15 protein-coding genes and 1 tRNA gene are annotated in these 21,837 nt (G+C 60.7%); 10 read left to right on the top strand and 6 right to left on the bottom strand.

Annotated features, from left to right (window positions below; translation table 11 throughout):
- Window positions 1–60 precede the first annotated feature (60 nt).
- A complete protein-coding gene (locus P9L99_07340) occupies window positions 61–1,002 on the top strand; it encodes a MerR family transcriptional regulator (protein ID MDP8223155.1) in 942 nt (313 codons plus the stop codon).
- Between the two features lie 177 nt (window positions 1,003–1,179).
- Here the strand turns inward: P9L99_07340 and P9L99_07335 are convergent, their stop codons facing one another.
- Window positions 1,180–2,460 carry a M28 family peptidase gene (locus P9L99_07335; protein ID MDP8223154.1) on the bottom strand — a complete coding sequence of 427 codons (1,281 nt, stop codon included), beginning with the start codon at window positions 2,458–2,460 and terminating at the stop codon, window positions 1,180–1,182.
- A gap of 221 nt (window positions 2,461–2,681) precedes the next feature.
- On the opposite strand from P9L99_07335, the gene P9L99_07330 reads away from it, so the two are divergent.
- Complete coding sequence (locus tag P9L99_07330; GenBank protein MDP8223153.1) at window positions 2,682–3,761, top strand: metallophosphoesterase; 1,080 nt, start codon at window positions 2,682–2,684, stop codon at window positions 3,759–3,761.
- 17 nt (window positions 3,762–3,778) lie between these two features.
- Here the strand turns inward: P9L99_07330 and P9L99_07325 are convergent, their stop codons facing one another.
- A complete protein-coding gene (locus P9L99_07325; protein ID MDP8223152.1) occupies window positions 3,779–5,818 on the bottom strand; it encodes a hypothetical protein in 2,040 nt (679 codons plus the stop codon).
- A gap of 175 nt (window positions 5,819–5,993) precedes the next feature.
- Between P9L99_07325 and P9L99_07320 the strand changes: the two genes are divergently transcribed.
- The 8 genes from P9L99_07320 to P9L99_07285 all read left to right on the top strand — a co-directional run bounded on the left by P9L99_07320 (window position 5,994) and on the right by P9L99_07285 (window position 15,316).
- Window positions 5,994–7,073, top strand: coding sequence for an alkane 1-monooxygenase (locus P9L99_07320; GenBank protein MDP8223151.1), 1,080 nt, complete (start codon window positions 5,994–5,996; stop codon window positions 7,071–7,073).
- A 147-nt stretch (window positions 7,074–7,220) separates the two neighbouring features.
- Window positions 7,221–7,895: a FadR/GntR family transcriptional regulator gene (locus tag P9L99_07315; protein MDP8223150.1), complete on the top strand. Its 675-nt coding sequence runs from the start codon at window positions 7,221–7,223 to the stop codon at window positions 7,893–7,895.
- A gap of 13 nt (window positions 7,896–7,908) precedes the next feature.
- The gene (locus tag P9L99_07310) at window positions 7,909–10,428 is read left to right on the top strand and encodes a pyruvate formate lyase family protein (protein ID MDP8223149.1); all 2,520 of its coding nucleotides are present in this window, start codon (window positions 7,909–7,911) and stop codon (window positions 10,426–10,428) included.
- A gap of 9 nt (window positions 10,429–10,437) precedes the next feature.
- Window positions 10,438–11,463, top strand: a complete 1,026-nt coding sequence (locus tag P9L99_07305; GenBank protein ID MDP8223148.1) for a glycyl-radical enzyme activating protein — start codon at window positions 10,438–10,440, stop codon at window positions 11,461–11,463.
- 18 nt (window positions 11,464–11,481) lie between these two features.
- A complete protein-coding gene (locus tag P9L99_07300; GenBank protein ID MDP8223147.1) occupies window positions 11,482–12,333 on the top strand; it encodes a hypothetical protein in 852 nt (283 codons plus the stop codon).
- Between the two features lie 30 nt (window positions 12,334–12,363).
- Window positions 12,364–12,519, top strand: a complete 156-nt coding sequence (locus P9L99_07295; GenBank protein ID MDP8223146.1) for a hypothetical protein — start codon at window positions 12,364–12,366, stop codon at window positions 12,517–12,519.
- Window positions 12,520–12,560: 41 nt separating this feature from the next.
- A complete protein-coding gene (gene crtI, locus P9L99_07290; GenBank protein ID MDP8223145.1) occupies window positions 12,561–14,060 on the top strand; it encodes a phytoene desaturase family protein in 1,500 nt (499 codons plus the stop codon).
- A gap of 41 nt (window positions 14,061–14,101) precedes the next feature.
- Window positions 14,102–15,316, top strand: a complete 1,215-nt coding sequence (locus P9L99_07285) for a hypothetical protein (GenBank protein ID MDP8223144.1) — start codon at window positions 14,102–14,104, stop codon at window positions 15,314–15,316.
- A gap of 52 nt (window positions 15,317–15,368) precedes the next feature.
- Here the strand turns inward: P9L99_07285 and P9L99_07280 are convergent, their stop codons facing one another.
- The 4 genes from P9L99_07280 to P9L99_07265 all read right to left on the bottom strand — a co-directional run bounded on the left by P9L99_07280 (window position 15,369) and on the right by P9L99_07265 (window position 21,800).
- Complete coding sequence (locus tag P9L99_07280) at window positions 15,369–17,924, bottom strand: penicillin acylase family protein (protein MDP8223143.1); 2,556 nt, start codon at window positions 17,922–17,924, stop codon at window positions 15,369–15,371.
- A gap of 138 nt (window positions 17,925–18,062) precedes the next feature.
- A complete protein-coding gene (locus P9L99_07275; protein ID MDP8223142.1) occupies window positions 18,063–20,138 on the bottom strand; it encodes an aromatic amino acid lyase in 2,076 nt (691 codons plus the stop codon).
- Window positions 20,139–20,140: 2 nt separating this feature from the next.
- Entirely contained in the window at window positions 20,141–21,655 is a 1,515-nt protein-coding gene (gene hisS, locus P9L99_07270; GenBank protein MDP8223141.1) for a histidine--tRNA ligase, read from the bottom strand.
- Between the two features lie 71 nt (window positions 21,656–21,726).
- Window positions 21,727–21,800 (bottom strand) — tRNA-His (locus tag P9L99_07265).
- Window positions 21,801–21,837 lie beyond the last annotated feature (37 nt).

Genomic DNA, 21,837 nt, shown 5'->3' with positions numbered 1-21,837 from the left:
AACGCTTTTTGTCCAGATATTTATTTGACTAAAATGCGGTGAATCTTTATCTTTCGAGTAATGAAAAGCGAAAAAGACCAAAAAGACGACCTATTTTCGATGCGTGTCGTCGCAAAGCTGACCGGCCTGACGCCCGATACGATCCGCGTGTGGGAGCGTCGATACGGCGCCGTTTCCCCGGCGCGGACGGCCGGAGACACTCGTCAGTACACCCATGCCGAGGTCGGTCGCTTGATTTTGTTGCGCCGCGTGACTGCTCTTGGTAGGCGCATCAAAACCGTGGCCACGCTGCCCGACGAGGAACTACAGCGAATAATCGATGAGTTGGAAGCTGCGGCAACACCGCCGGAAACCGAGGGCGGGCCGGCGGTCGGCGGCGATTACCATCGTGCCATCGTGAACGAGTACATTACGGCGGTGCGGGCCTTTGACGCCCAGCGCGCGCAGCGGTTATTGAACAGGGCCTCGTTATTGATGGATCCTCACGAGTTCGCGATGAAAGTCGTCGTGCCGATTCTGCAGGAAGCCGGGGACCATTGGTTCCACAAACGCTTCACGATTGCGCACGAGCATCTGATTTCCATGCAGATTCGCGCGCTGCTGATCAAATTGATCGATATGACGTCTCCGTTGCCCGGAGCGGAGAAAATCCTCGTGACCACGCCGTCGGGCCATCGGCACGAATTCGGTGTGCTGGTGGGCGCTCTGTTGGCCGCGAGCCGTGGTTTGACACCGGTCTACTTGGGCCCGGACACGCCGGTGGAAGATATTTTGAAAGCCATCGAAATGAGCCGGGTGAACCTTGTCTTGTTGAGCGTCGTTCGTGACGTAAATCAGGAGGAACTGGACTCGCTGGGCGACGCCTTGCATCGCCTCTCGGACGCCGCCGAAGTGTGGTTAGGCTTGCCCGCCGACCACGCCGCCAACCGCCTCGCCCACGGCGCCCGCGTTTTCCACGATTTTGCGACCCTCGAAGCGGCCCTCACGCAGCGCGTTTCCTGACTTTCGAGAAAGAGCGCGCGCCGATGCCGCCTCACCGAAATTCTAGTATCGCGGGAATCACGCCAGGGCACAGCCTCACATAATAGAGTGCTTTAACAAACCACATCTATATATCTGTTTTATTGCGGTATTTAGCCATCACGACGAGCGCCTGCAGTCTAGTTGCCTGTCGCCTTTTCAGCGAAGCTTGAAGGCCGTCAATTGGTGAACCAGTTTCTCGGCGAACTCCACCGACATCATGAACTGATCCATGTCCAGATTTTCCGGCGTGTCCGTCGGCCAGTGGTAGTGGCGCGGGCTTCCCAGTTCGGGATCGACGCACCCCAGGCACACGCCGTCGTAGCCGTGCGCCAAGAACGCCGCCACATCCGAACCGCCCACCGGGATATCGAAGCCGGTCACTTCGTTGAACCGCGACTCGGAACCGGCGGTTGCCTCGCAAACTTCCTTGATCCAGGTGGGAATCGGCGTGCGAACGATCTCGCCCTCTCCCTGGAAAAAGCGCAACGTGCCGTTCGTCAGTCCATCCAACCCCAAGATGACGGTCTTGTTTCGGTCCCATTCGCCTTTTTTCACGCGGGCTAATGCATCGGCGCCGCCCAGGCTGGCCTCTTCGCATCCCGTGACGCCAAACACGTACTCAACGTTTTTCGGCTTATGCGGTGCCAAGCGCTGCGCGAGAAGCGGCAAAGCGGCGCAACCGGTCAGGTTATCGTTAGCGCCCGGCACGATCTCATTTCGCATGACCATCTGCAGGTTCAAAAGGAAAGCCAGCAGGCCGGGTATCGATAGAATCGCTTCCACAGGGCGCAGCGGGAGCGTCAGCGGGCCGAAGAAGCAACGCAGCAGGTCGAAACCGGCCAGCGCGAATTGGGTCTGTGTGGCGAACGTCAAGGAACGCTCCAGGAATTTCAGGCCCAACGGCGGCCCCTTGGCAAACGCTTTGACGTTGCGCGGATCGAACAGGAAACCGGTAAATGCCGCGTCGGCGTGGCCGAGAATCACGACGCGCAAGTCGGGGTCGCCCTCGGCCGGCATGGTCGCCAGGAGGTTCTGCGACGGTTTCCACGGAAACAGGCGGCGCAGGAAGTAAGCGCGGCGCGTCGACTCGGCGAAGTAGGACGCGGCGGCGGTGGAATGCAGCAAGAAACCGAGCGCCGGGGCCACGCCCGAAACGGCGGAACCCAGTGTTCCCAGGCCGAAATGAAGCGCGAGGTTGGCGTAGAGGTTGTCGTTGAAGCGAAACGATTCCTCGTGCGTTTTCAAGCCGAGTTTCTCGAATTCGGCGCGGAAGATCATTTGCGCTTGCCGTTCATCCTCGCTGGTCGGCTTCCGGCGCGGGCATTCGCGCACGACGCGGTCGATCAGCTCAAATGCGTATTTCTTTTCGTTGCTGATGGCGCGCGGTGCGGCTTTTTTACGACTTCTTACCGGTGTTTTCTTCTTGGTTTTCGCCATGGTTACTGGTCCCGGCCGGACGGCCAATATTTAGTTCAATGTTTGTAACAGTTTCGCCATCCTGCCAGCCCGATGGAAAAAAGTAAAGGGGAACCGAGGCCCGATTTTCCGGTCGCGCGACACGTTTCCAGCGGTGTTCGCCGAAAAATCGCCCGCCTCGCTTCGCAAAACGCCGGCGAATCGTTATGGTTCTTCAAATTGGCTGAATCAAGGAGCCGCATGTGAGCCGCTATCTGAGTTTCGCGCTATTCATCACGGTCGCATCCCTCGTGCTGTTCGGGATGCAATTCTACGTGGCCCGCCGCACCTTCACGCTGTTCTCCTGGTCCTACACGCCGTATACGACTCTCGCCGTCGTGCTGCTGACCTTGTTTATCCCATTCGCCATGTTTCTGGCCACGGCGACCTGGAACCGCGCCGTGCAGATCCTGTACGTCGCCGCGATGACTTATCTCGGCGTGTTGTGGTTGGCCTTCGCCATGAACGTGGCGTATCACCCCGTCGATTTCTTCCTGCCGGGACTTCGCCCCATTGCGCGATACGCCCTGCCCGCGGTGCTCGCCGTCGCCGTCGTCTACGCGCTAATCAACGCGCAGCGACTAACCGTGCGGGAAGTCACCATCACCTCGCCGCGGCTGCCGGCCGATTTCAACGTCGCGCAAATCAGCGACCTCCATTTGGGAGCCGCGCACGGTCGCGGCATGCTCGCCGACATCGTGACCCGCACGAAGGCCCTCGCCCCGGACTTCGTTGTGCTCAGTGGTGATCTATTTGACGGCTCCGGCCGCGTCACGCCCGAGACTCTGGCGCCGTTTTCCGAGTTGGACATGCCGGTGTTCATGGTGCTGGGCAATCACGATCAGTATGCGGACGTGGAACGCATCCTGCCGATCATCGCCACGACGAACATCCGCCTGCTCCGCAATCAGGTGGTTACGCACGAAGGGCTGCTTCTCGTCGGCGTCGATAACATCGAGACCGGCCGCAAAAAAGCGCTCGCCAAGTTTCTCGCGTCGTTACCGGCAGAAAGCGAAGCGTTTCGCCTGCTGCTCTTCCATCAGCCGATGCCGCTTTCTTTTTTGGAAGAGCACGACATCGACCTGCACTTGGCCGGCCACACACACGGCGGCCAGATTTTCCCCTTCAACCTGATGACGCACCTTTTCTATTCTCACATCCGCGGGTTGGGCGAGCAAAACGGCCACTACCTGCACGTGTCGCCCGGATCGAGCACCTGGGGCCCGGCGATGCGCCTGGGCTCACAGAACGAAATCTCGATGCTGCGTTTGCGCCGCCGGTAGCGAACGCCCGCGTCGCGTTAACGCGCCAGTGGATCGATAACCTCCGCCTCGCCGCTTTCCTTGTGCGTGCGTAGATAGTGCAATCCCTGCTCCCGATACGCGGGTCCCAGCCCTGTGTCCATCCAGAAGAAGAAATGCTCATCCGTGTCGTATTGATAGAATCCCGAACCGGTATAAGGCAGATCAGCATGCGGCACGCCCGCGTCCCACACGTAGGGATTGAACTGCGGATAGCCCGCCGCCCGCGCAAAATAAGCGCCGCTCAGACCGCCAAGCATGAAATCGTCCGACGAGCTTTGCTGCAGGATCCACGGCGTATGGTCTTCGAGCAGCGGATCCTCCATCACGTGCATGAGGTAGTTCGCCGGGTCGGCGGCGTCCAGGATGTGTTGCGCCATGTGGCCGAGCATCCACACCGCGTCGGTGGCATGCAGATCGGGCAGCATTTGGTCCAGCAACTCGGCGATGTCGACAAACGAGCCCATGTACGGGCCTTCGAGCGCGATGCCGATGAACTTTGCGCCCGCACTGCTAAGCACGTAGGCGTCGACCTGATCTTCAATCGCCGCGTAGATGCCGCCGTGAATCGAGCCCAACGACACCGAGGCGTAGTAGATGTTCTCCAAGTCAAAGTCGGGAACGCCGTCACCGTTGGGATACGGAATTTTGTCCACGTTACCCAGCGCTTCCTTGATCGCGCGCGACAGCCACAAATGGTTGGCCATCGTTTCGCGGAAATTGTCGCGGAAGGTCAGCGGGTGCAGGAAGTCGAAGTAGCACATCAGCGATGCGGTCGGATTGTAGGGAATCGGCGCGCGCGGGCCGTGGCAAACCGCGTCGATGGCGATCATCGCGAAACCCGCGTCGGCGAATTCGGAGGAAATGCTGGTGATTTGATCTTTGAAGCCGCCCACGCCGTGGCCGTGAATCACCAAGGGATAGGGTTGTTGGAAATCGGAGGTCGAGGGATCGGGCAGTGAAATCAGCAGTTCCACGTCTTCCCAACCCTGCAGCACGATGCCGCCCTTGCCGTCGCGTTCCCACTCGCCGAACTGGTTTTGAAACTTCGGCGTGTCCATGTCGGCAAACAAATAGCCTTCAAGACCCGGCTGGCTGTTATTGACGTACTGCCAATTGTCCACGGTCGGCGGATGGCTCGACAGCAAATCGTCCATCTGCTCGCGAATGCCGGCGAGGTCCTTCGTGGCGTAGAGCGTCGTGAAATCGGCAATGGCCAGGATGCGATCCAGCGCCAGCCCCAACTCTTCCAGGGTCGCCAGCGCGTTGCCGTAACGGTCGCCGATTTCCGGGGATTCGTAGCCGTAGAATTCGTCCCAGATGCGCCGCATCGTCGGGCCGGCTTGGTAACATTCATCGCCTTTCGGTTTGAGGGCGCGCGTGACGACCAACACGTAGTGCGTGTGCTCGCGTAGCGGCTTGAACGGGCGCAGTTGCACGGCCCCGGCCCGCAATTCCGCCGTGACCGGCGCCATTTCGCCGTCGAACTCGCTTTCGGGATCATCGACCATCAGGAAGATGCTGTCGGCGACCGCCGGGTCGAACTCGTCGGGCCATGATGCCGGACGCGACTCGGTGCCGGTGGGCACGTATAGATCGGCGAGTGTGGAGAAACCGTCGAGTGTATTCATCGGATCGGTCACGAATTTGAGCACGCCCAACCCGGCCATGGCTCCAAAGGGCGCCGGGAGATTGCCGTCCACCTTGACGCGGTGGCCGGAGAGCGTACTCGCATCGGGCACCGTATATAAATCGTTCGGGTACGGGACGATCATGGGGCTCGTCGAGAAATTGAACGCGAGTACCGGGCCTTCGGCGCAATCTTCGTTATAGATCGGCGGCGGCGTGTCGTCGTCGTCGTCGTTATCGTCGTCGTCGTCGTCGGCAGCCGTGTCGTCATCCGCCATATCGTCGTCCGTGGCGTCGTCGTCCGCGGCGTCGTCATCGTCGTCGTCGTCGTCGTCGCACGCAGTGAGCAGCGGCATCACCAGCAGTAATGAAACGAACAGCGCGATCATCCAATAAAACGAGCTTTTCATGGGTTCCTCCCTTTTTTCCGACTCGTCAATTCGTAGAGGAAACTCGGCTCGCGGTCAATCGGAACGTGCTTGTTGCACGTATGTTTCAACAAGCCCAACGTTCTATTCGCGCCTTTTCGATCGCCGCCGCCACATGTTATTTTTGGTTCATGAATCGCCTCACGGAGACAGCGATATGCAGGTGCTTCCATTCTTCCTCGTGTATTTGCTGCCGCTGGGCGTCGTCGTGGGATACCTGCTCGGCGGTTGGTGCAATTTCCTCACGCCCTTCGTCACTTTCGTGCTGATACCCGTCATCGACTTGTTCGCCGGCCGCAACACTTACAATCCCTCGGCCGACGAAGAAAAGATATGGAATGAACTACTGGATTTCCGGGTCGTCACCTGGCTGCTCGTGCCGATCCAAACCGCCCTGCTTTTCTGGGGCGCATCGGTCGTGGCCGACGGCGCCCTGCGATGGCACGAGTTGGCCGGTTTCGTGTTCGGCATCGGCACCAGCGGCGGCGTGATCGGTATCAATGTCGCGCACGAACTGGTGCACAAACACGACAATTGGGAGCGCTTCCTCGGCAACTGGCTGCTGTGGCTGACCAGCTACATGCATTGGGGCCTCGAGCACATCGCCGGCCACCACGCGAAGGTGGCCACGCCGGTGGATCCGGCCACGGCGCGACTGAACGAATCGTTTTACCGGTTCTGGCCGCGGACGGTGCTGGGCAGCTACCGCAGCGCGTGGCGTATCGAATCCGCCCGCCTCGAACGCAAAGGCCATCGCGTGTGGGGCCCGCGCAACCGCGTGCTGCGCGACAACCTGCTTATTGTGCTGCTCATCGCGGCCCTCGGCCTCCTTTGGGGCTGGAAGGCGATCGTGTTCTTCCTCGTGCAGAGTTTCGTGGCCTTCTCGCTGCTGGAAGTGGTCAACTACATCGAGCATTACGGTTTGCTCCGCGTGCGGAACGAGGCCGGCGAATTCGAGCGCGTCTTGCCGAAGCACTCGTGGAACGCCAGCGAGCGCGCCACCAACTACTTCCTGTTCAACCTGCAGCGCCATTCCGACCACCATTACAAGCCGGCCCGGCGCTACCAGATTCTCCGGCATCGCGACGACGCGCCCCAACTGCCGGTCGGCTACGGCGGGATGCTGGTGCTCGCCCTGGTGCCGCGTCTTTGGTTTCGCGTGATGAACCCGCGCGTGCCCGACGAAATGAAGGAACTGCACGGCCGCGAAGTCGCCGCCGGGAACCTGCCGGCCTGAAAACGACGTCGCCGAAAGCGACTTGAAGGCTCTTGACACCCGCCCGGCGCTGCGACAACATGGCCCCTGGTCATACCAGCAGCCACGGAGCCTTTTGTTAAAGATCTGCTCGAACCCATCAAGACCGACAGTCTCAAAGACGTCTTCATCGCCAAGTTCGAAGAACTTATCCTTTCCGGAAAACTGGCCATCGGCCAGAAGCTGCCCGGCGAGCGCGAACTCGCGATGCAACTCGGCGTCAGTCGGCCGGTGGTGCATGAAGGTTTGATCGACCTGCAATTCAAAGGTTTGGTTTCGATGAAGCCGCGCGTGGGTACCGTGGTCAATGATTACCGCAAGGAGGGATCGCTCGCCCTGCTCAATTCGTTGATCAACTACCACGAAGGCCAACTGTCGCCCGAGATGTTGCGCAGCACGCTCGACGTACGCCGGGTGATCGAAACCGAAACCGCCCGCTTGGCGGCACTGAACCGCAACGATGAGCAACTGGCGGGCTTTGCCGAATTGCTGCGCCGGGAGCGGGAAGTGGATCGCGCTGACATCGAACGAGTCGCCGACATCGACTTCGCGTTTCACCACGCCGTGGCGATGGCGGCCGACAATTTAATTTACCCGCTGCTGCTCAACACGTTCAAGCCGTTCTACACGAATCTCTCCGCCCGCTTCTTCGCCGATCCCGGCGTGGTGCCGGCGGTTTACAAATTTCACGAGAAACTCGTCGCCGCCATCGAGCGGCAGAGCGAGCGGTCGGCGGTGCGCGTCATGCACCGCTTGCTCGATCACGGCGAGTCCCATCTCACATCGCTTTTCGCGACCGAATGAGACGGAGGCGGACATGGCCGAGGCAAATGTGAACGCGACCGGGTTCCAAATCAAGCAACCCAAAGGGCTCTCGCCGCGCATCCAGTGGCTGCGCGACCATTACTTCAAGGGTGTCGAGCGCCCCTGGAACAACGAGTTTACGAGTTGGACGACCGACACGCCCTGGGACGTGCAGTTCAACGAGTGCACCTTCTACATTGTGCCGGAGAACTACGCGCTGATGCAGACTCTGGTGATGTCGTTCAAGCAGGCGGCACAGCCGGTGGCGCTGCATCCCGAATTTTGGCACTGGTCCCTGCCCGAACGCCGCGCCTGGTTCGTCAAAGAAGTCATGCTTCACCACGTGCCGCAAGAGATTCTCCCCGGTGAGTTGCTGGCGGGCGCTCGTTTCAACATCTTGACCTCCCAATGCCTTACTGAAAACGAGCACAAGGAACGGGAACGCCTGCTGCACGGCCGCGGCGGCGCACGCCAAGCCGTCTTCGATTTCCACTACCACGGCTACGGCAACGCGGGCGCGACGATGGGGCACTTGGTCCCGGGGCACGAACGTGTCCTCACGGTTGGCTGGAAGGGCGTTTACGCCGATCTGGAGGCGAAATACGAAGCGCTTTCTCAGGACGAAAAAGACGGCCCGCACGGCGCACAGTTACGGGCGATGATGACCGCCGCGACCATGCCGCGTGACTTGGCCGTGAAGTACGCCAAGCTTTGTCGGTCTCTCGCCGCCGAGGAAAACGACGAGCAACGCCGCACCGAACTGGAACAGATCGTACTCAACCTCGGCCGCGTGCCGTGGGAGCCGCCGGAAACCTTCTGGGAGGCGCTGCAAGCGCTTTGGCTCAACCACATGCTGGTCATGAGCGACGAAAACTACCCCGGGCCCGGCATCAGCTTCGGCCGTATCGACCAATACCTCCTGCCCTATTGGCGCAAATCCATGGCCGAGGGCATGAGTCGCGAATTCGCCAAGGAACTGCTCAAGTACTTCTGGATGCATTGCAACACCGCCTACGACGCACTCATCCGCGTGGGCGGCAACCAAGGCATCACGGCGGGCTTCGGTCAGTTGATCACCCTCTCCGGCTGCGGCGCAGACGGCGTGGACATGACCAATGAACTGACTTACGCGATCCTGGAAGTCATCGACGAGATGTCGCCGATTCTGGAGCCGAAACCCAACGTGCGCCTGCATCGCAACACGCCGGATGAGTTGCTCGATCGCGTGGTCGAGATGGTCGGCACGAGCCAAGGCGCGCCGTTCCTGCTCAATTTCGACGAGCGCTCCATGGCGGGCATGATACGCGAGGCCAGGCGCGCGGGCCTGACGCATCTAATCAACGAGGACAACGTGCATGAATACGCGCCGGTCGGCTGCCTGGAAAACACGATGGTCGGCAACGATCGCTCCGGCACGGTGGACAACAATCTCAATCTGCTCAAGGCGGTCGAACTTGCGCTCACGGGCGGTAAAGACCTGACGCCCGCCATCGATCCGCTCTCGGGCAAAACGGCGAAAATCACGCAGGACGGGCCGCGAACCGGCGAGGCCGTGCGCTTTCACGCGTGGGATGAATTTTGGCGCGCCTTTGAAACGCAGATGCGCTACATCGTCCGGCACTGTGCCGAGGTGTACGAACAGTCCGAGGCCGTGCGGGCCAGATTCCTCCCGACGCCCTACTTGTCCTGCCTAATCAAAGGATGCGCGGAGAAAGGTCTCGACGTCACGCAAGGCGGGCCGGAAATCAATTTGACGACGCTCGAGGGCGTGACCTTCGCCACGACGGTCGACTCGCTGCTGGCGATCAAGCACCTCGTGTTCGATGAGAAAGTTTGCACGATGGCCGAACTCATCGAAGCGCTAAAAGCCAACTGGGACGGGTACGAAATCCTGCAGGCGCGGGCGAAGAACAAGACGCCGAAGTACGGCCGCGACGACGATGAGGCCGACGAACTCGGGCGCCGCGTCATGGACTTGTGGGCCGAGGAAGCGTGGAAACACCGCACCGTCTCGACCGGCCGCCAATTCCGGCCCGGCATGCTGAGTTGGAATTATTGGATCGGCAACGGCTTCATCATGGCCGCCAGCGCCGACGGCCGCCCGCAAGGCCAGTTTCTCAGCAACGCCATTTGCCCCAGCAACGGCGCGGACATCCACGGCCCGACCGCGAACACGAATTCGGTCGGCAAAGTGCTCGGCGGCAAGGCGGAAGACGGCAACGGTGATTGGCTGGATTACCTGTGCAACCTGCCCAACGGCGCGAGCCACACGATCACCTTCAATCCGTCGCTCATTCAGGATCCGGAGCACCGCGCGAAGTTCAAGGCTTTCCTGCGCGGTTACATCGAAAACGGGGGCACGGCGCTGCAAATCAACATGCTCGATCCGGACATGTTGCGTCACGCGCAGCAGCACCCGCAAGATTACCGGCACCTGCTCGTGCGGGTCACCGGGTACAACGCGTATTTCACCAGCATCGGCAAAGAGTTGCAGGACGAAGTCATCGCCCGTGTCAGCCACGGCCGGTTTTAGCGAGGGAACATGACGACCACGCCGGACGGAACACTAAGCGCCACGGTTCTCGAGATTCAACGAATGTCGACCGAAGACGGGCCCGGCATTCGCACGACGGTGTTTTTCAAGGGGTGCACCCTCGCCTGCACTTGGTGCCACAACCCCGAGAGCCTCGACACGCGGCCGCAGATTCAATGGGTCGACTCGCGTTGCATCGGCTGCCGCCTGTGCGTGGAAGTCTGCCCCGTCGGCGCGTTGTCCTTCGACGAAGGCGTGCGGATCGATCGCGAGAAATGCACCGCGTGCGGCACGTGCGTCGAGGAATGCCCGAGCACAGCGATGGAACTGCTCGGGCGTCGGTGGAGCGTCGACGACCTCGTGGCCGAAGTCATCAAGGACAAAACGTATTACGAAACCTCGGGCGGCGGTATTACGGCCTCGGGCGGCGAAGCTACCATGCAGGCACCGTTTGTGGCCGAGTTCATGCGGCGCCTGCGGGAAGCCGGGGTCACCACGGCCCTGGATACGTGCGGGCAGACATCGTGGGGCAACCTCGAAGCGATTCTCCCCCACACCGACATCCTGCTGTATGACTTGAAGCTGATGGATGACGAAGCGCACCGCACGTTCACGTCGCATACCGGCGAACGACCGCGCGACAACCTGCGCCGCGTCGCCGCCTACCGCCGGACGCACGAAACGCCGCACACGCTTTGGATTCGCACACCGATCATCCCGGGCGCCACCGACGCCCCGGCCAATATTCGCGCCATCGGCGAATTCATCGCCGCTGAACTCGACGGCGTCGTGCAACGCTGGGAGCTGTGCAGCTTCAACAACCTATGCCGCGACAAGTACCTGCGCCTCGGCATGGTGTGGGATTTCCACGAAGCCGAATTGATACCGAAGGCGACGATGGAGTCCCTGGCCGCAGTCGCCGCCGACTCGGGCGTGGATCCGAGCATCGTGCATTGGAGCGGAGTGACGCGACTCGAGGAAGACGCCGCGAACGGCGAGGAACAAACCAAGGTCCGTAAAATCGATTGTTGTTAAACACGGGGAGGCAAAACCGTGACTGTGCATACGTCTTTCAGTCCCGAGGAAATCAAGACATTCGAGCCGGTGGAGAAAGTCGGCTTGCTGGCCACGATCAACGCGGAAGGCGAGCCGCACGTTTCGCTCATCACGACGCTGCAGGCCAAGACGCCGACCGAAGTCATCTGGGGCCAGTTCACCGAAGGATTGAGCAAACGGCACGTGCTGGATAATCCGCACACGGCGTTCTTGATCCTGACGCTCGATCGCCAATTGTGGCGCGGGCGCGCGCTGTATCGTCGCTTCGCCAAGGAGGGCGAGGACTACACGATGATGAACGAGAAGCCGATGTTTCGGTACAATACTTATTTCGGCATCCACACCGTGCATTACATGGACCTGGTCGACCATACCGGCCGGGCTGCGTTGCCGCTGGCGCGCATCGTCCCGGCGTCGATTTTGACGCGTCTGGCCAAGTCGGGGGCCAAAACCTCCGCCGCGGACCGCATTCTCAACCCGTGGTCCGAAGCGCTGATCAACCGACTCGACGCGTTGAAGTTTCTGGTCGCCGTAGGTGACGACGGATTCCCCTGGATCGTGCCCTTGCTGCAATGCCAAGCCGCCGACAGCCGCCGTCTCGCGTTCTCGACCTTCGCGTACAACGATGAGTTGAAGCAATTGAAGCCCGGCGCAACAGTGACCGTGCTGAGCCTGACGATGCAGATGGAAAGCGTACTGACCCGCGGCGTTTTTCGCGGTTTCGATCGCCATCGGCTGGTGGAACTGGGCACGATCGACATCGATTGGGTATACAATTCGATGCCGCCGAAAATGGGTCAAATCTATCCCCCGGTGCCGGTGGAAACAGTCGTCGATTTCGCCTCTTAAGCGAACCCCTTCTGCAAGGAGTTTTGGTTCATGCTGGTGAAAATCCTGCTCGTTTTGTTGCTGCTGCTTGGCGTTCTTTTTGTCGCCGGGTACTTCGTGAGCCGCCGGATGAGCGACTCCAAAAAGCGTTTCCTGCGGCACCTGATCAAGCAAGTGAAGTATTTGCCTGGCCGTTATTACACCTGACGTACGCGTAGCCATCGACGATTGGCGGAAAGGAGCAAACGATGTCCGACTACGACGTGATCGTCATTGGCGGCGGTAACGGCGGCGTGACGGCGGCTTCGCTTCTCGCCAAACAGGGACGCCGGGTGTTGTTGCTGGAACAGGGGGATCGTCTCGGCGGCTGCTGCTCGACGTTTGAGAAGAACGGTTACAAGTTCGACATCGGCGCATCGATCGTCGAAGCGCTGGAGATCATCGGCCTACCCTTCTCCATGATGGATACGAAACTCGAAGACGAAATCGACATGATCTCGTGCGATCCGATCTACGACGTCGCCTTCCAGGATGGGACCAAAGTCAGCTTCGCGCTGTCCACCGAGAAGACCGTCGAGGCGCTGCGCGAACTCTCGCCCGCCGACGCCGAACGCTACCCCGCGTTTCTCGGTCAGTTCGCCGATTTCATCGACAAGGGCGGCGAGGATTTCTTCACCACGCCGTTGACGGGCCTGGCGGACCTGCTGGCGTTTGCCCGCAAGCGGCCGGTCATGGCCAAGTACCTGCCGATTTTTCTCAAGTCCTACGAGGACGTCATTCGCAAATATTTCAAAGACGAAAAAGTGTTGCAGACGGTTGCGTACCAGTCGTTTTACGCCGGCCATCCGCCGGACCTGACGCCGGGCATGCTGGCGATCATTCCCGCGACCGAGCACCGCGGCATCTCTTACCCCACGGGCGGTATGGGCGTAATCCCGGCCAAAATCGCGGAAGTCGGCGGCCGCTTCGGTTTGGAAGTGCAACTCGGCGCCCGCGTCGCGCGGATTCTTCTGCAAGGCCGCACCATCCAAGGAGTCGTCCTAAGCGACGGCTCCGAGATCACCGCGCCGATCGTGGTTTCGAACATCAACGCAAAAACGCTGTACCTCGACCTGATCGGTGAGGAGCACCTGCCCTGGCTGGCGCGCCACGGAATCAAGAGCTACGAGCCGTCCATGACCTGCCCGATGATGTACCTCGGCTTGGACTACAAGCCGCCGGTTGAGGCGCACCACACGATCTTCCCGCTGTCGGTGAAGGACATGGACGACTATTGGTGGAACGGCTACCGCAACGGTTTCCTGCCCGCCAAGCAGTTCGGCTTGATTTGTTGCCCGACCCTCACCGACCCGAGCTTGGCGCCGAAAAACCGGCACATCATCAACCTGACTTTGGCGGGGCCGTATCACCTGCACGCCACCGATTGGGATGAGCAAAAGGAATCGTTCCAAGAGCGCGTGATCGACTACCTCGACGCCCATTATCTGCCGGATTTGAAGAAGCACGTCTGTGAAGTGGCGATGACCACGCCGCTGGACTTCGAACGCCGCTTGCTGCACCCCGGCGGCGCGATCTACGGCTTGCAGCAAGACCTCTTCGCTCAGGCCTTATTCCGGCCCTCGGCGCGCAGCCGCAGCATCCACAACCTTTATCTGGCGGGAGCTTCGACGCACCCCGGCGGCGGTGTTCCGACCACGATTGGTTCGGGCGTGATTGCCGCCGAGTTGATCGCCAAAGACCACGCGTAGTCGGCGTCAACCGCGCCGTCGCGAACGAAAAGGATTTGGACATGCGTAAATGGTTTTTTGTTTTGTTGATTGTTTTTTTAGCTGTCGCCTCCTTCGCCTGCAATCAAAACGACGACGACGACCAAGCTGCCGACGATGATGACGACGACAACGACGATAACGACAACGATGATAACGACTCCGCCCCCTTCAACCCGTTCCTCGATCCATCCGAGCCGGGGCCCTTCCCCGCGGGCAACACGACTCGCTACTTCACCGACGCGGCCCGCGACCTGAGTTGCGGTGACGGCCCGCGAATCCTGATGACCGAGATCTGGTACCCGGCGGCCGAAAACGCAGCGGAGTATCCGGAGAACTACATCGAAGACTTTTTCTTGGGGCGCGAAGAGGAAGCGCGCGAAGCCGTCGGTGAGGATATGGATTCCATCCCCAGCCTTCCCACCGGCTCCTACCGCGACGCGCCGCTCACCGACGCCTTGTCCACGTTTCCCGTGCTCTTTTTCAGCCATGGATTCTCCAGCAATCGATTTCAGAATTACACGATGGCCGCCTACCTAGCCACACACGGCTACGTGGTGATCGCGCCCGACCACATCTGCAACGCCATGGTGACCCTCACGCCCGACGCCGTGGTCGTGGGCACAATGTTGTCCCTGTTCACCACGCTGCCGGAGCGCAAGGGCGATCTCCTTTTCCTGATCGACGAGATGGCCGACAACCCGCCCGAGTTCCTGCAGGGGCGTCTCGATCTAACGCGGATCGGCCTCTTCGGCCATTCGTTCGGCGGCTTGACGGTCACCGAGGTTTTGAAGGAAACGACCGCCGCGAAGGCCATGCTGCAAATGGCGTCCTTCGGTTTTCCACCGGTACCCGAAAGCGTGACGGCGACCACGATGTTCTGGGCGGGCAAACAAGACAAAATCATGTGGCCGTATCGCGAACTTCATCACACGGTGATCGACCAGATGCCGCGGCCCAACATCGAGATGGTTTTTTATGAGACCGGACACTTTGCCTTCAGCGATCTTTGCCTGTTCTCACCGGACCTCGCCGCGCACGGCAACGGGTGCGGCACCGAATCACGGATGGGCGGCACCGGCGACTTCACGAATCCGGATCACGACGAACTGCACCAGGTGTTGAACTCCTACGCCACGGCATTTTTCGGCGCGGTATTATTCGAGTTCCCGACATTGATCGATTACATCGCTGAAAATCATTTCCCGGAGATGATGGAACACGCCGTCAACCAATAAAAAACGCGGCGACACGACATGGCGCGCCACCGCGTTGACTCTTACTTCGATTCTATTCGGCTGATTCGAACACGATACGACTCGCCGCGCTTTCGCGGACCGACTTGAAGTCCATCGTCATCGGCACGCCCGTTCCTTCCAGGAAAAACGGCAGCAGGTCATCGTAATGCGAGGACGTCGGACGGCCGGATTGCCCGCCGGGCAGCGACATGGTCGAAGCCGACAGATCCGCCAAGTCGATGTTGACGCGCAAGACGGGCCCGTATTTGACGGGGAATTTTGTCATTCCGGCACGCATGAACTGGTGTTTGAACAACGTGTTGCCCGAACCCGCGGTGGGTATCGGCCCGCGATTGACGTGCTTGCCGATCGCCTTGCTCGACCCGCCAAACGGATGCTCGAGCACGAACGGCGCCACGCGCGACCACTGCCAGGTCTGCAAATCGCGGCCGTATTCCGCCCGCATCGCTTCCACAGTCGTGCGGAACGCCGCGGCGATTACTTCCATCGCCGTTTCCGTCTCCGGCGTGCTGCGGTCGTCCCAAGCCGGGTTGTCCGCGTTGGCGAAAATACTGAACGCCATCGGCTCGGCGTTGAAAAAATGCAGTTGAAAATCCAACGCCGCGGGATTCGTCTCATCGGCCAACGTCACCTTGAGGATCTGGGCATTGAGCGCTTGGAATAGGCCCGGCGCCACATCCGTCGGCTCGTTGCGTCCGTCCCAAGAAAGCAGAGCCTGTGTCGCCTCCGCCACAAGCGGGTCGGCATCGCGCCGCAAGGAAGTCAGCGCCTTGGTATACAGTTCGCGCACGGTCAACCAACCCAGATCCACGTTGTCCAAATGCAGACTGCGCATCTGTTCAACCACCGGTCGGCCGTCGTTACCAGTTCCCAATACCTGCCGGATACGGCCCGAGCGCTGCGGCACATCGCCTTCCAACGCTAACGGGTAATCGGTCGCCGCGGGGTCGACCACCTGGTTGTTCGCCGTGCCTATCCAATGCGTCGATGGCGAGGTCGCTTGCGGCAATTTATCGGGCGTGATGATCTCGCCCCATTCGTACTTCTCCAGCCACCCCGGCGCGGGAATCGTCCCGAGGTGAGCTTTGCGACGAGGCACGCGCGCCGTGCCCACATAGCCGATAGCGCCATCGGCGTCGGCCAACGCCCAGTGACCGATCATCGCGGAGAAGCCATACATCGCCTGCCGCGCTTCCTCCACATCATCGGCGAGGTACACTTGGCGCAAAGCGGAAATCGGTTGGCCCCATTTCTTTTCGCGACGCAGCGACAAAATCGGGAAGTCCTCGGGCAGCCGGTCCATGAAGTCGTTGATTACCACACCGTGCCGGGTACTGCGCACCCGCATGGTTTCCGTGTCGTAACCGCGCCGCTTCTTATGAATCTTGAACACTTCGTCGCGTTCCTCGAAACGATACGCTTTGCCCTCGTGGAGGTATTGGTCGGCGTGTCCCGCCACCGTTTTTTCGACGTACAAATCGCTGACGTCCGCCCAATTGGACGTGGCGCCCCACGCGACCTTACCGTTGGTTCCGAACGCGATGGCCGGCAAGCCCACGAAACTGCCGCCGATCACGTTGAAGTCGCCGTCCTCGCAGCCGCGGCATTCGGCGTGAAAAAGATAACCCATGGGCGGCAACAGGTGCGGCATGTGCGGATCGCTGGCCAGCGCGGACTTACCGGTGCCGGTCCATTCGCCGTCCACCGCCCAGTTGTTGCTGGCCGACCAGCGCGAAGCGAGCGGTGTCCAGAAGCTGGTTTCGGCGCTCGGCACTTCCGGCGCGGGCAACGAGAGCGGATGTTCCTCCGCGAATGTCTGCAGGTAGTCGGCCAACTCCGGGGCGACGGGCGGAATATCAGCGAAGGGGTCTTGATCCAGCGGTTCGCCGACCAGGAAGGGGCCCATCCGGTAGCGCGGCGGCCAGATGTCGAGGGTGCGTTCGATCGAGCCGCCGGTTTGGAGTTGGTACAGCAGCATTTCCATGCGACCGAGCTCCAATTCCCAGTTCTTGCAGAGGCCGAACCGAACCATCGCCATCACAAGCCCGCAATCCAGGGTAGTCCACTGCTCCGGCTCGTAGTCCAGAATGCGGAATTCCATCGGCTGCGGTTCGTTGGCGGTCGCTTGGTTTATGCCGTCGGCAAACGCCTGCATGATGCGTCGGTCTTTCGGCGGCAACTCGGCGACGAATTCCTCGGCGTCTTGATACAAACCGATGACGCGGCTGAACACTTCCAAGCGGGTCATGACGCCGGTGTCGTCGTTGTCGCCGATCAGTTCGCGCAACCGTCCCGCCGCGACCATTTTGAACATCTCGAGTTGGAAGCGACGATCCCGACCCTGCATGTATCCCAGCGCGTAGTACAGCGAGTACTCATCCGTCGCCGAAATGTGCGGAATCGCGTATTCGTCGAGATACACCGTGACCGAATCGGGCAAACCCGCGACCGGCACGACGGCCGTGTCGAGGTCGTCCACCGTATCCGGCGACATGCGGTAACCGAGATAGCGGGATACGGGCCCGCAGGCCGCAAACGAAAGCGTGAAAACGAGAAGAAAAGACAAGGCGATCGCAATTCGTTTCATCGTGAACCTCTGGGAGGAAAGGTGACGCATACATTAAATACGTACCGGCACGTTTTCACCGGAAAGTCGACGGCTGTCAACCGGCGGCGGCGATGCCGGGCGCGTCCGAGGTAGGTGTTACGCGGAAAAACGCGGCGACTAGTCCATCAAACAGTCGAGCAGGGTTTTCTCACTCATGAGGGATTTGACGCGCTGCATGCCGCGGTACAAAACGCTGTCGTCGTGGCTGCGCGTGATGCCCGCTGCCGCCAAAACATCAACCGCTCGGCAAATCGGTCGCCCGGGGGACAAGGGCCGGCGAAATTCCAACCCCTGGTAGGCCGCAAGAATTTCCACCGCGATAACCTGCCGCACGTTGTCGAGCACCTCGGCGCACTTCCGCGCGGCAATCGTACCCATGCTGACGTGGTCCTCGGTGTTGGCGCAGGAAGGAATCGAATCGACACTCGCCGGATGCGCCAGAACCTTATTCTCCGAGACCAACGCGGCGGCGGTGTATTGCGGAATCATGAAGCCGCTGTTCAGGCCGCTGGACTCCACCAGAAACGGCGGCAACCCGCGCGAATGACTTTCATCCACCAAATGGTTGATGCGCCGCTCGGAAATGTTGGCGATCTCCGCCATGGCAATGGTGAAGTAGTCCATCATGATGGCGATGGGCTCGCCGTGAAAATTACCGCCGCCGATGACGCCTTCGCTCGCATCGGCCAAGTGCGCCCGTAGCCACTCGCGATAGGCTTCCTTGGTCGGCAGGGGTCCATCCGCAGGTTGGGGCGGAAAAAGCAGGGGATTATCGGTCGCCGAGTTGATCTCCACTTCCACGGTAAGACACACGTCCCACAAGGCGCGATAGCCGCATGCCAACACTTGCGGGTAACAACGAAAACTGTAGTCGTCTTGAATGATCGGCGCGTCGGGGACGACCTCGTTGAGTTGGTCGAGCGCCGCCACAAGCGATGTTCTCGCCTTGCGCGACACGGCGATCTCCGGGAGGTCTTCGGCTTCAAAGGCCCGCAGGATATCGATCGCCTCGCGCCGTAGCGGCAGCATGAGTTGCTTGAAGAATCCGATTTGATCGCGGGGCGAACGGGCGGCCACGTGCTTGATATCCCCGCCGTCGATGGAACCGGTGGCGACCCCGTTGGCGAGACGATCCATGTTCTCGTGCAGCAAACGGATCGCCTGCCGCAACTTCGGGAATGCCGCAAGGCGGGCGGCGTCTTCGATTTCGCGTTCGAGACGATCCAACTGCTCCAGCACGTCGTTGAAGTGACTCGCCGCGCGGTTGAGTCGCGCCGAATTGAAATACAAACCGATAATCTGCGTGGCCTCGCAATAGCCGATGATGCGCGCCGCCGACTCCGCTTGGTAGGCGTGATCGCGTACGCCGTGAATTCGCGGATCATACGCGCCGCGCACTCCGTAACCGGCTTCGAGGCTCATCGCGCCGGCCAATTCGGCGAAGCGCAATGTAAAAAACGCGTCGTACACCGCTAGGCAAGCCACCGCCGTCATAAACTGTGTGCCGTTGTTGATGGCCAGCCCTTCCTTGGCTGCCAGGGTGACGGGTCGGAACGTCCACCCTTCCCGCTCGGCGACCGCTTCGAGATCGTCCGCCGGGGGCATGTCCTCGAAATCCTCGGAGACGCAGCGACGAACCAAATCACCCGTGCGCTTTTCCCGCGGGTAAAATTGCCCGTCCGGATCGCCGATCAGAACCAAGCCCAGGTGGGAGAGCGGCGCGAGGTCGCCGCTGGCGCCCAGCGAACCTTTCTCCGGGATGTAGGGATAGATGCCGTCGTTGAGCATGTTAAGAAGCTCCTCGACGACGAGCACACGCACGCCGCTGTGTCCGCGGCAAAGGGTATTGGCCCGCAGCAGAATCGCGGCCCGCACGACATCTTCGGCAAAAGGATCGCCGACGCCGCAACTGTGGCTGCGAATTAAATTCACCTGCAGTTGCGCGGTGTCGTCCGGCGCAATGGCGATGTCGCGCAGCTTGCCGAAACCGGTCGTCAGGCCGTAAACCTTCTCGCCCTGCTCCAGCAACACTTCGACCATGATGCGGCACCTTTCGATGCGTTCCTTGGCCGTGGCGGCGATTTCGACGCGGCGACCGAAACGCGCCACCGACACCACGTCTTCAATGGTCAGACCTTCGCCGTCGATCGCCAGCGGCTTGCTCGTTGTCGGATCGTACCGAAACGACCTCATGATTATTGTGCCTCCGTCGAATGTGCCTGGAGAATCTCGCGCACTTTGGCAACAAGCTCGACTCGCGGCACGCTCACTTGCGCCGGTTGCCCTTTGCGCCATTCTTCCCGGTCGGTAATCTCCTCAGCCAACTCGGCGCCCTTGCGCATATCCTTGAGCGTGACTTCACCCGCCGCGAACTCGTCACCCCCGGCAATAACGACCACCGGGGCGCTGCGTTGATCGGCATACTTCATCTGTTTTTTTGTCGCGCCGTACCCGCCTTTGCCCAGGTAAAGCTCGGCGACGATTCCCGCCGCGCGCAGTTCCTGCACCATTTGCTGGTAGTCGCCCAATCGCTCGGTTTCCATGACCGTCACGACCACCGGACCTACTGGCGCACTTGATTGAAGGCCGCGCATCGCCAAGGCCGCCAGCAAGCGGTCGACGCCGATACTCGCCCCGGTCGCCGGAACCGCCTGGCCCGTGAAACGCTTGATCAGGTCGTCATACCGGCCGCCGCCGGCGACCGAGCCGACGCTGCGCTGGTTGCCTTTTTCGTCGGTGATGTTGAAAGTCAATTCGGCCTCGAAAACCGGTCCGGTGTAGTAGTCCAGCCCGCGCACGACGCTCGGGTCGAAAATCACCTTGCGCTCGTCCAGCCCCATCACGTCAAGCAGTTCGCCGATAATCTCCAACTCGCGGATGCCCGCCAGCCCATCTTCGCTGCCGCCGGCCAATTCGCGCAGCGAGCGGCAAACACCGGCGCGGTCGGCGCCCCCGGCCCCCACGTAACCCATGACGATGTCGATCTGCTCGCTCGACAACCCGGCCCCCACAGTGAAATCGCCGGATTCGTCCTTGCGGCCGGTGCCGAGCAAGAGGCGAACGCCGTCTTCTTCGAGCCGGTCAAGCTTGTCGATGGCCCGCAAAACCCGCAGCCGCTGAATTCCGCCCGCATCTTCATCGTCCGCGGCGATGCCAATCACGTCCAACACGCCGTTGAGCACCTTGCGATTGTTGACGCGAACCACGTAGTCGCCCGCCGGGATGCCCAAAGCCTCCAGGCATTCGGCGAGCACCGCGCACACTTCGGCGTCGGCCGCCGGCGAGGTGGCGGCCACGGAATCGAAATCGCATTGGTAGAATTCGCGAAAGCGTCCCGGCCCCGGCTTCTCCATGCGCCAGACGGGCCCGACTTGAAAGCGGCGAAACGGCCGCGGCAATTCTTGCCCGTATTGGGCCACGACACGGGCGAGCGGCGCGGTCAGGTCGTAACGCAGGGCGATCCATTGCTCGTCATCGTCACGCAGCGCGAAGATACCGCCCGAGGGCGTATCGCTTTCGGGCAGATGCTTGCCCAGCGCGTCCACGTATTCCAGCGCCGGCGTCTCCAAGGGCAGAAAGCCGTATCTCCGATAGACGTCGCAAATCCGCTCGATCATGCGCGAACGAGCCGCGATATCGTTGCTCCAAATGTCGCGAAAGCCGCGCGGAATACGCGGTTTCGGGCGAGCCGATTTTTTCTTCTTACTCATAATATTCATTCTCCCGACGGCGGTAGTTTCGTGGACAAACGCGGCGGACGCAAGCAGAGGCTGGGAAAAAGTACTGCCGGGTGGATTTGAACCATCGACCTCCTGATCCACAGTCAGGCGCTCTAACCAACTGAGCTACGGCAGCAAAGCCCTCAAACGAGAGGCGCATTTTTAGCACTGAC

This window comes from Candidatus Lernaella stagnicola (assembly GCA_030765525.1).
Lineage (GTDB): Bacteria > Lernaellota > Lernaellaia > Lernaellales > Lernaellaceae > Lernaella > Lernaella stagnicola.
This window is presented reverse-complemented; position numbering and strand designations above follow the sequence as displayed.

What these genes read in the sequence shown, in the direction of transcription:
- P9L99_07340 (MDP8223155.1), top strand. Translation starts at nt 61, where the DNA reads ATGAAAAGCGAAAAAGACCAAAAAGACGACCTATTTTCGATGCGTGTC.
- P9L99_07335 (MDP8223154.1), bottom strand. Translation starts at nt 2,460, where the DNA reads ATGGCGAAAACCAAGAAGAAAACACCGGTAAGAAGTCGTAAAAAAGCC.
- P9L99_07325 (MDP8223152.1), bottom strand. Translation starts at nt 5,818, where the DNA reads ATGAAAAGCTCGTTTTATTGGATGATCGCGCTGTTCGTTTCATTACTG.
- P9L99_07320 (MDP8223151.1), top strand. Translation starts at nt 5,994, where the DNA reads ATGCAGGTGCTTCCATTCTTCCTCGTGTATTTGCTGCCGCTGGGCGTC.
- P9L99_07310 (MDP8223149.1), top strand. Translation starts at nt 7,909, where the DNA reads ATGGCCGAGGCAAATGTGAACGCGACCGGGTTCCAAATCAAGCAACCC.
- P9L99_07305 (MDP8223148.1), top strand. Translation starts at nt 10,438, where the DNA reads ATGACGACCACGCCGGACGGAACACTAAGCGCCACGGTTCTCGAGATT.
- P9L99_07295 (MDP8223146.1), top strand. Translation starts at nt 12,364, where the DNA reads ATGCTGGTGAAAATCCTGCTCGTTTTGTTGCTGCTGCTTGGCGTTCTT.
- crtI (MDP8223145.1), top strand. Translation starts at nt 12,561, where the DNA reads ATGTCCGACTACGACGTGATCGTCATTGGCGGCGGTAACGGCGGCGTG.
- P9L99_07285 (MDP8223144.1), top strand. Translation starts at nt 14,102, where the DNA reads ATGCGTAAATGGTTTTTTGTTTTGTTGATTGTTTTTTTAGCTGTCGCC.
- P9L99_07280 (MDP8223143.1), bottom strand. Translation starts at nt 17,924, where the DNA reads ATGAAACGAATTGCGATCGCCTTGTCTTTTCTTCTCGTTTTCACGCTT.
- P9L99_07275 (MDP8223142.1), bottom strand. Translation starts at nt 20,138, where the DNA reads ATGAGGTCGTTTCGGTACGATCCGACAACGAGCAAGCCGCTGGCGATC.
- hisS (MDP8223141.1), bottom strand. Translation starts at nt 21,655, where the DNA reads ATGAGTAAGAAGAAAAAATCGGCTCGCCCGAAACCGCGTATTCCGCGC.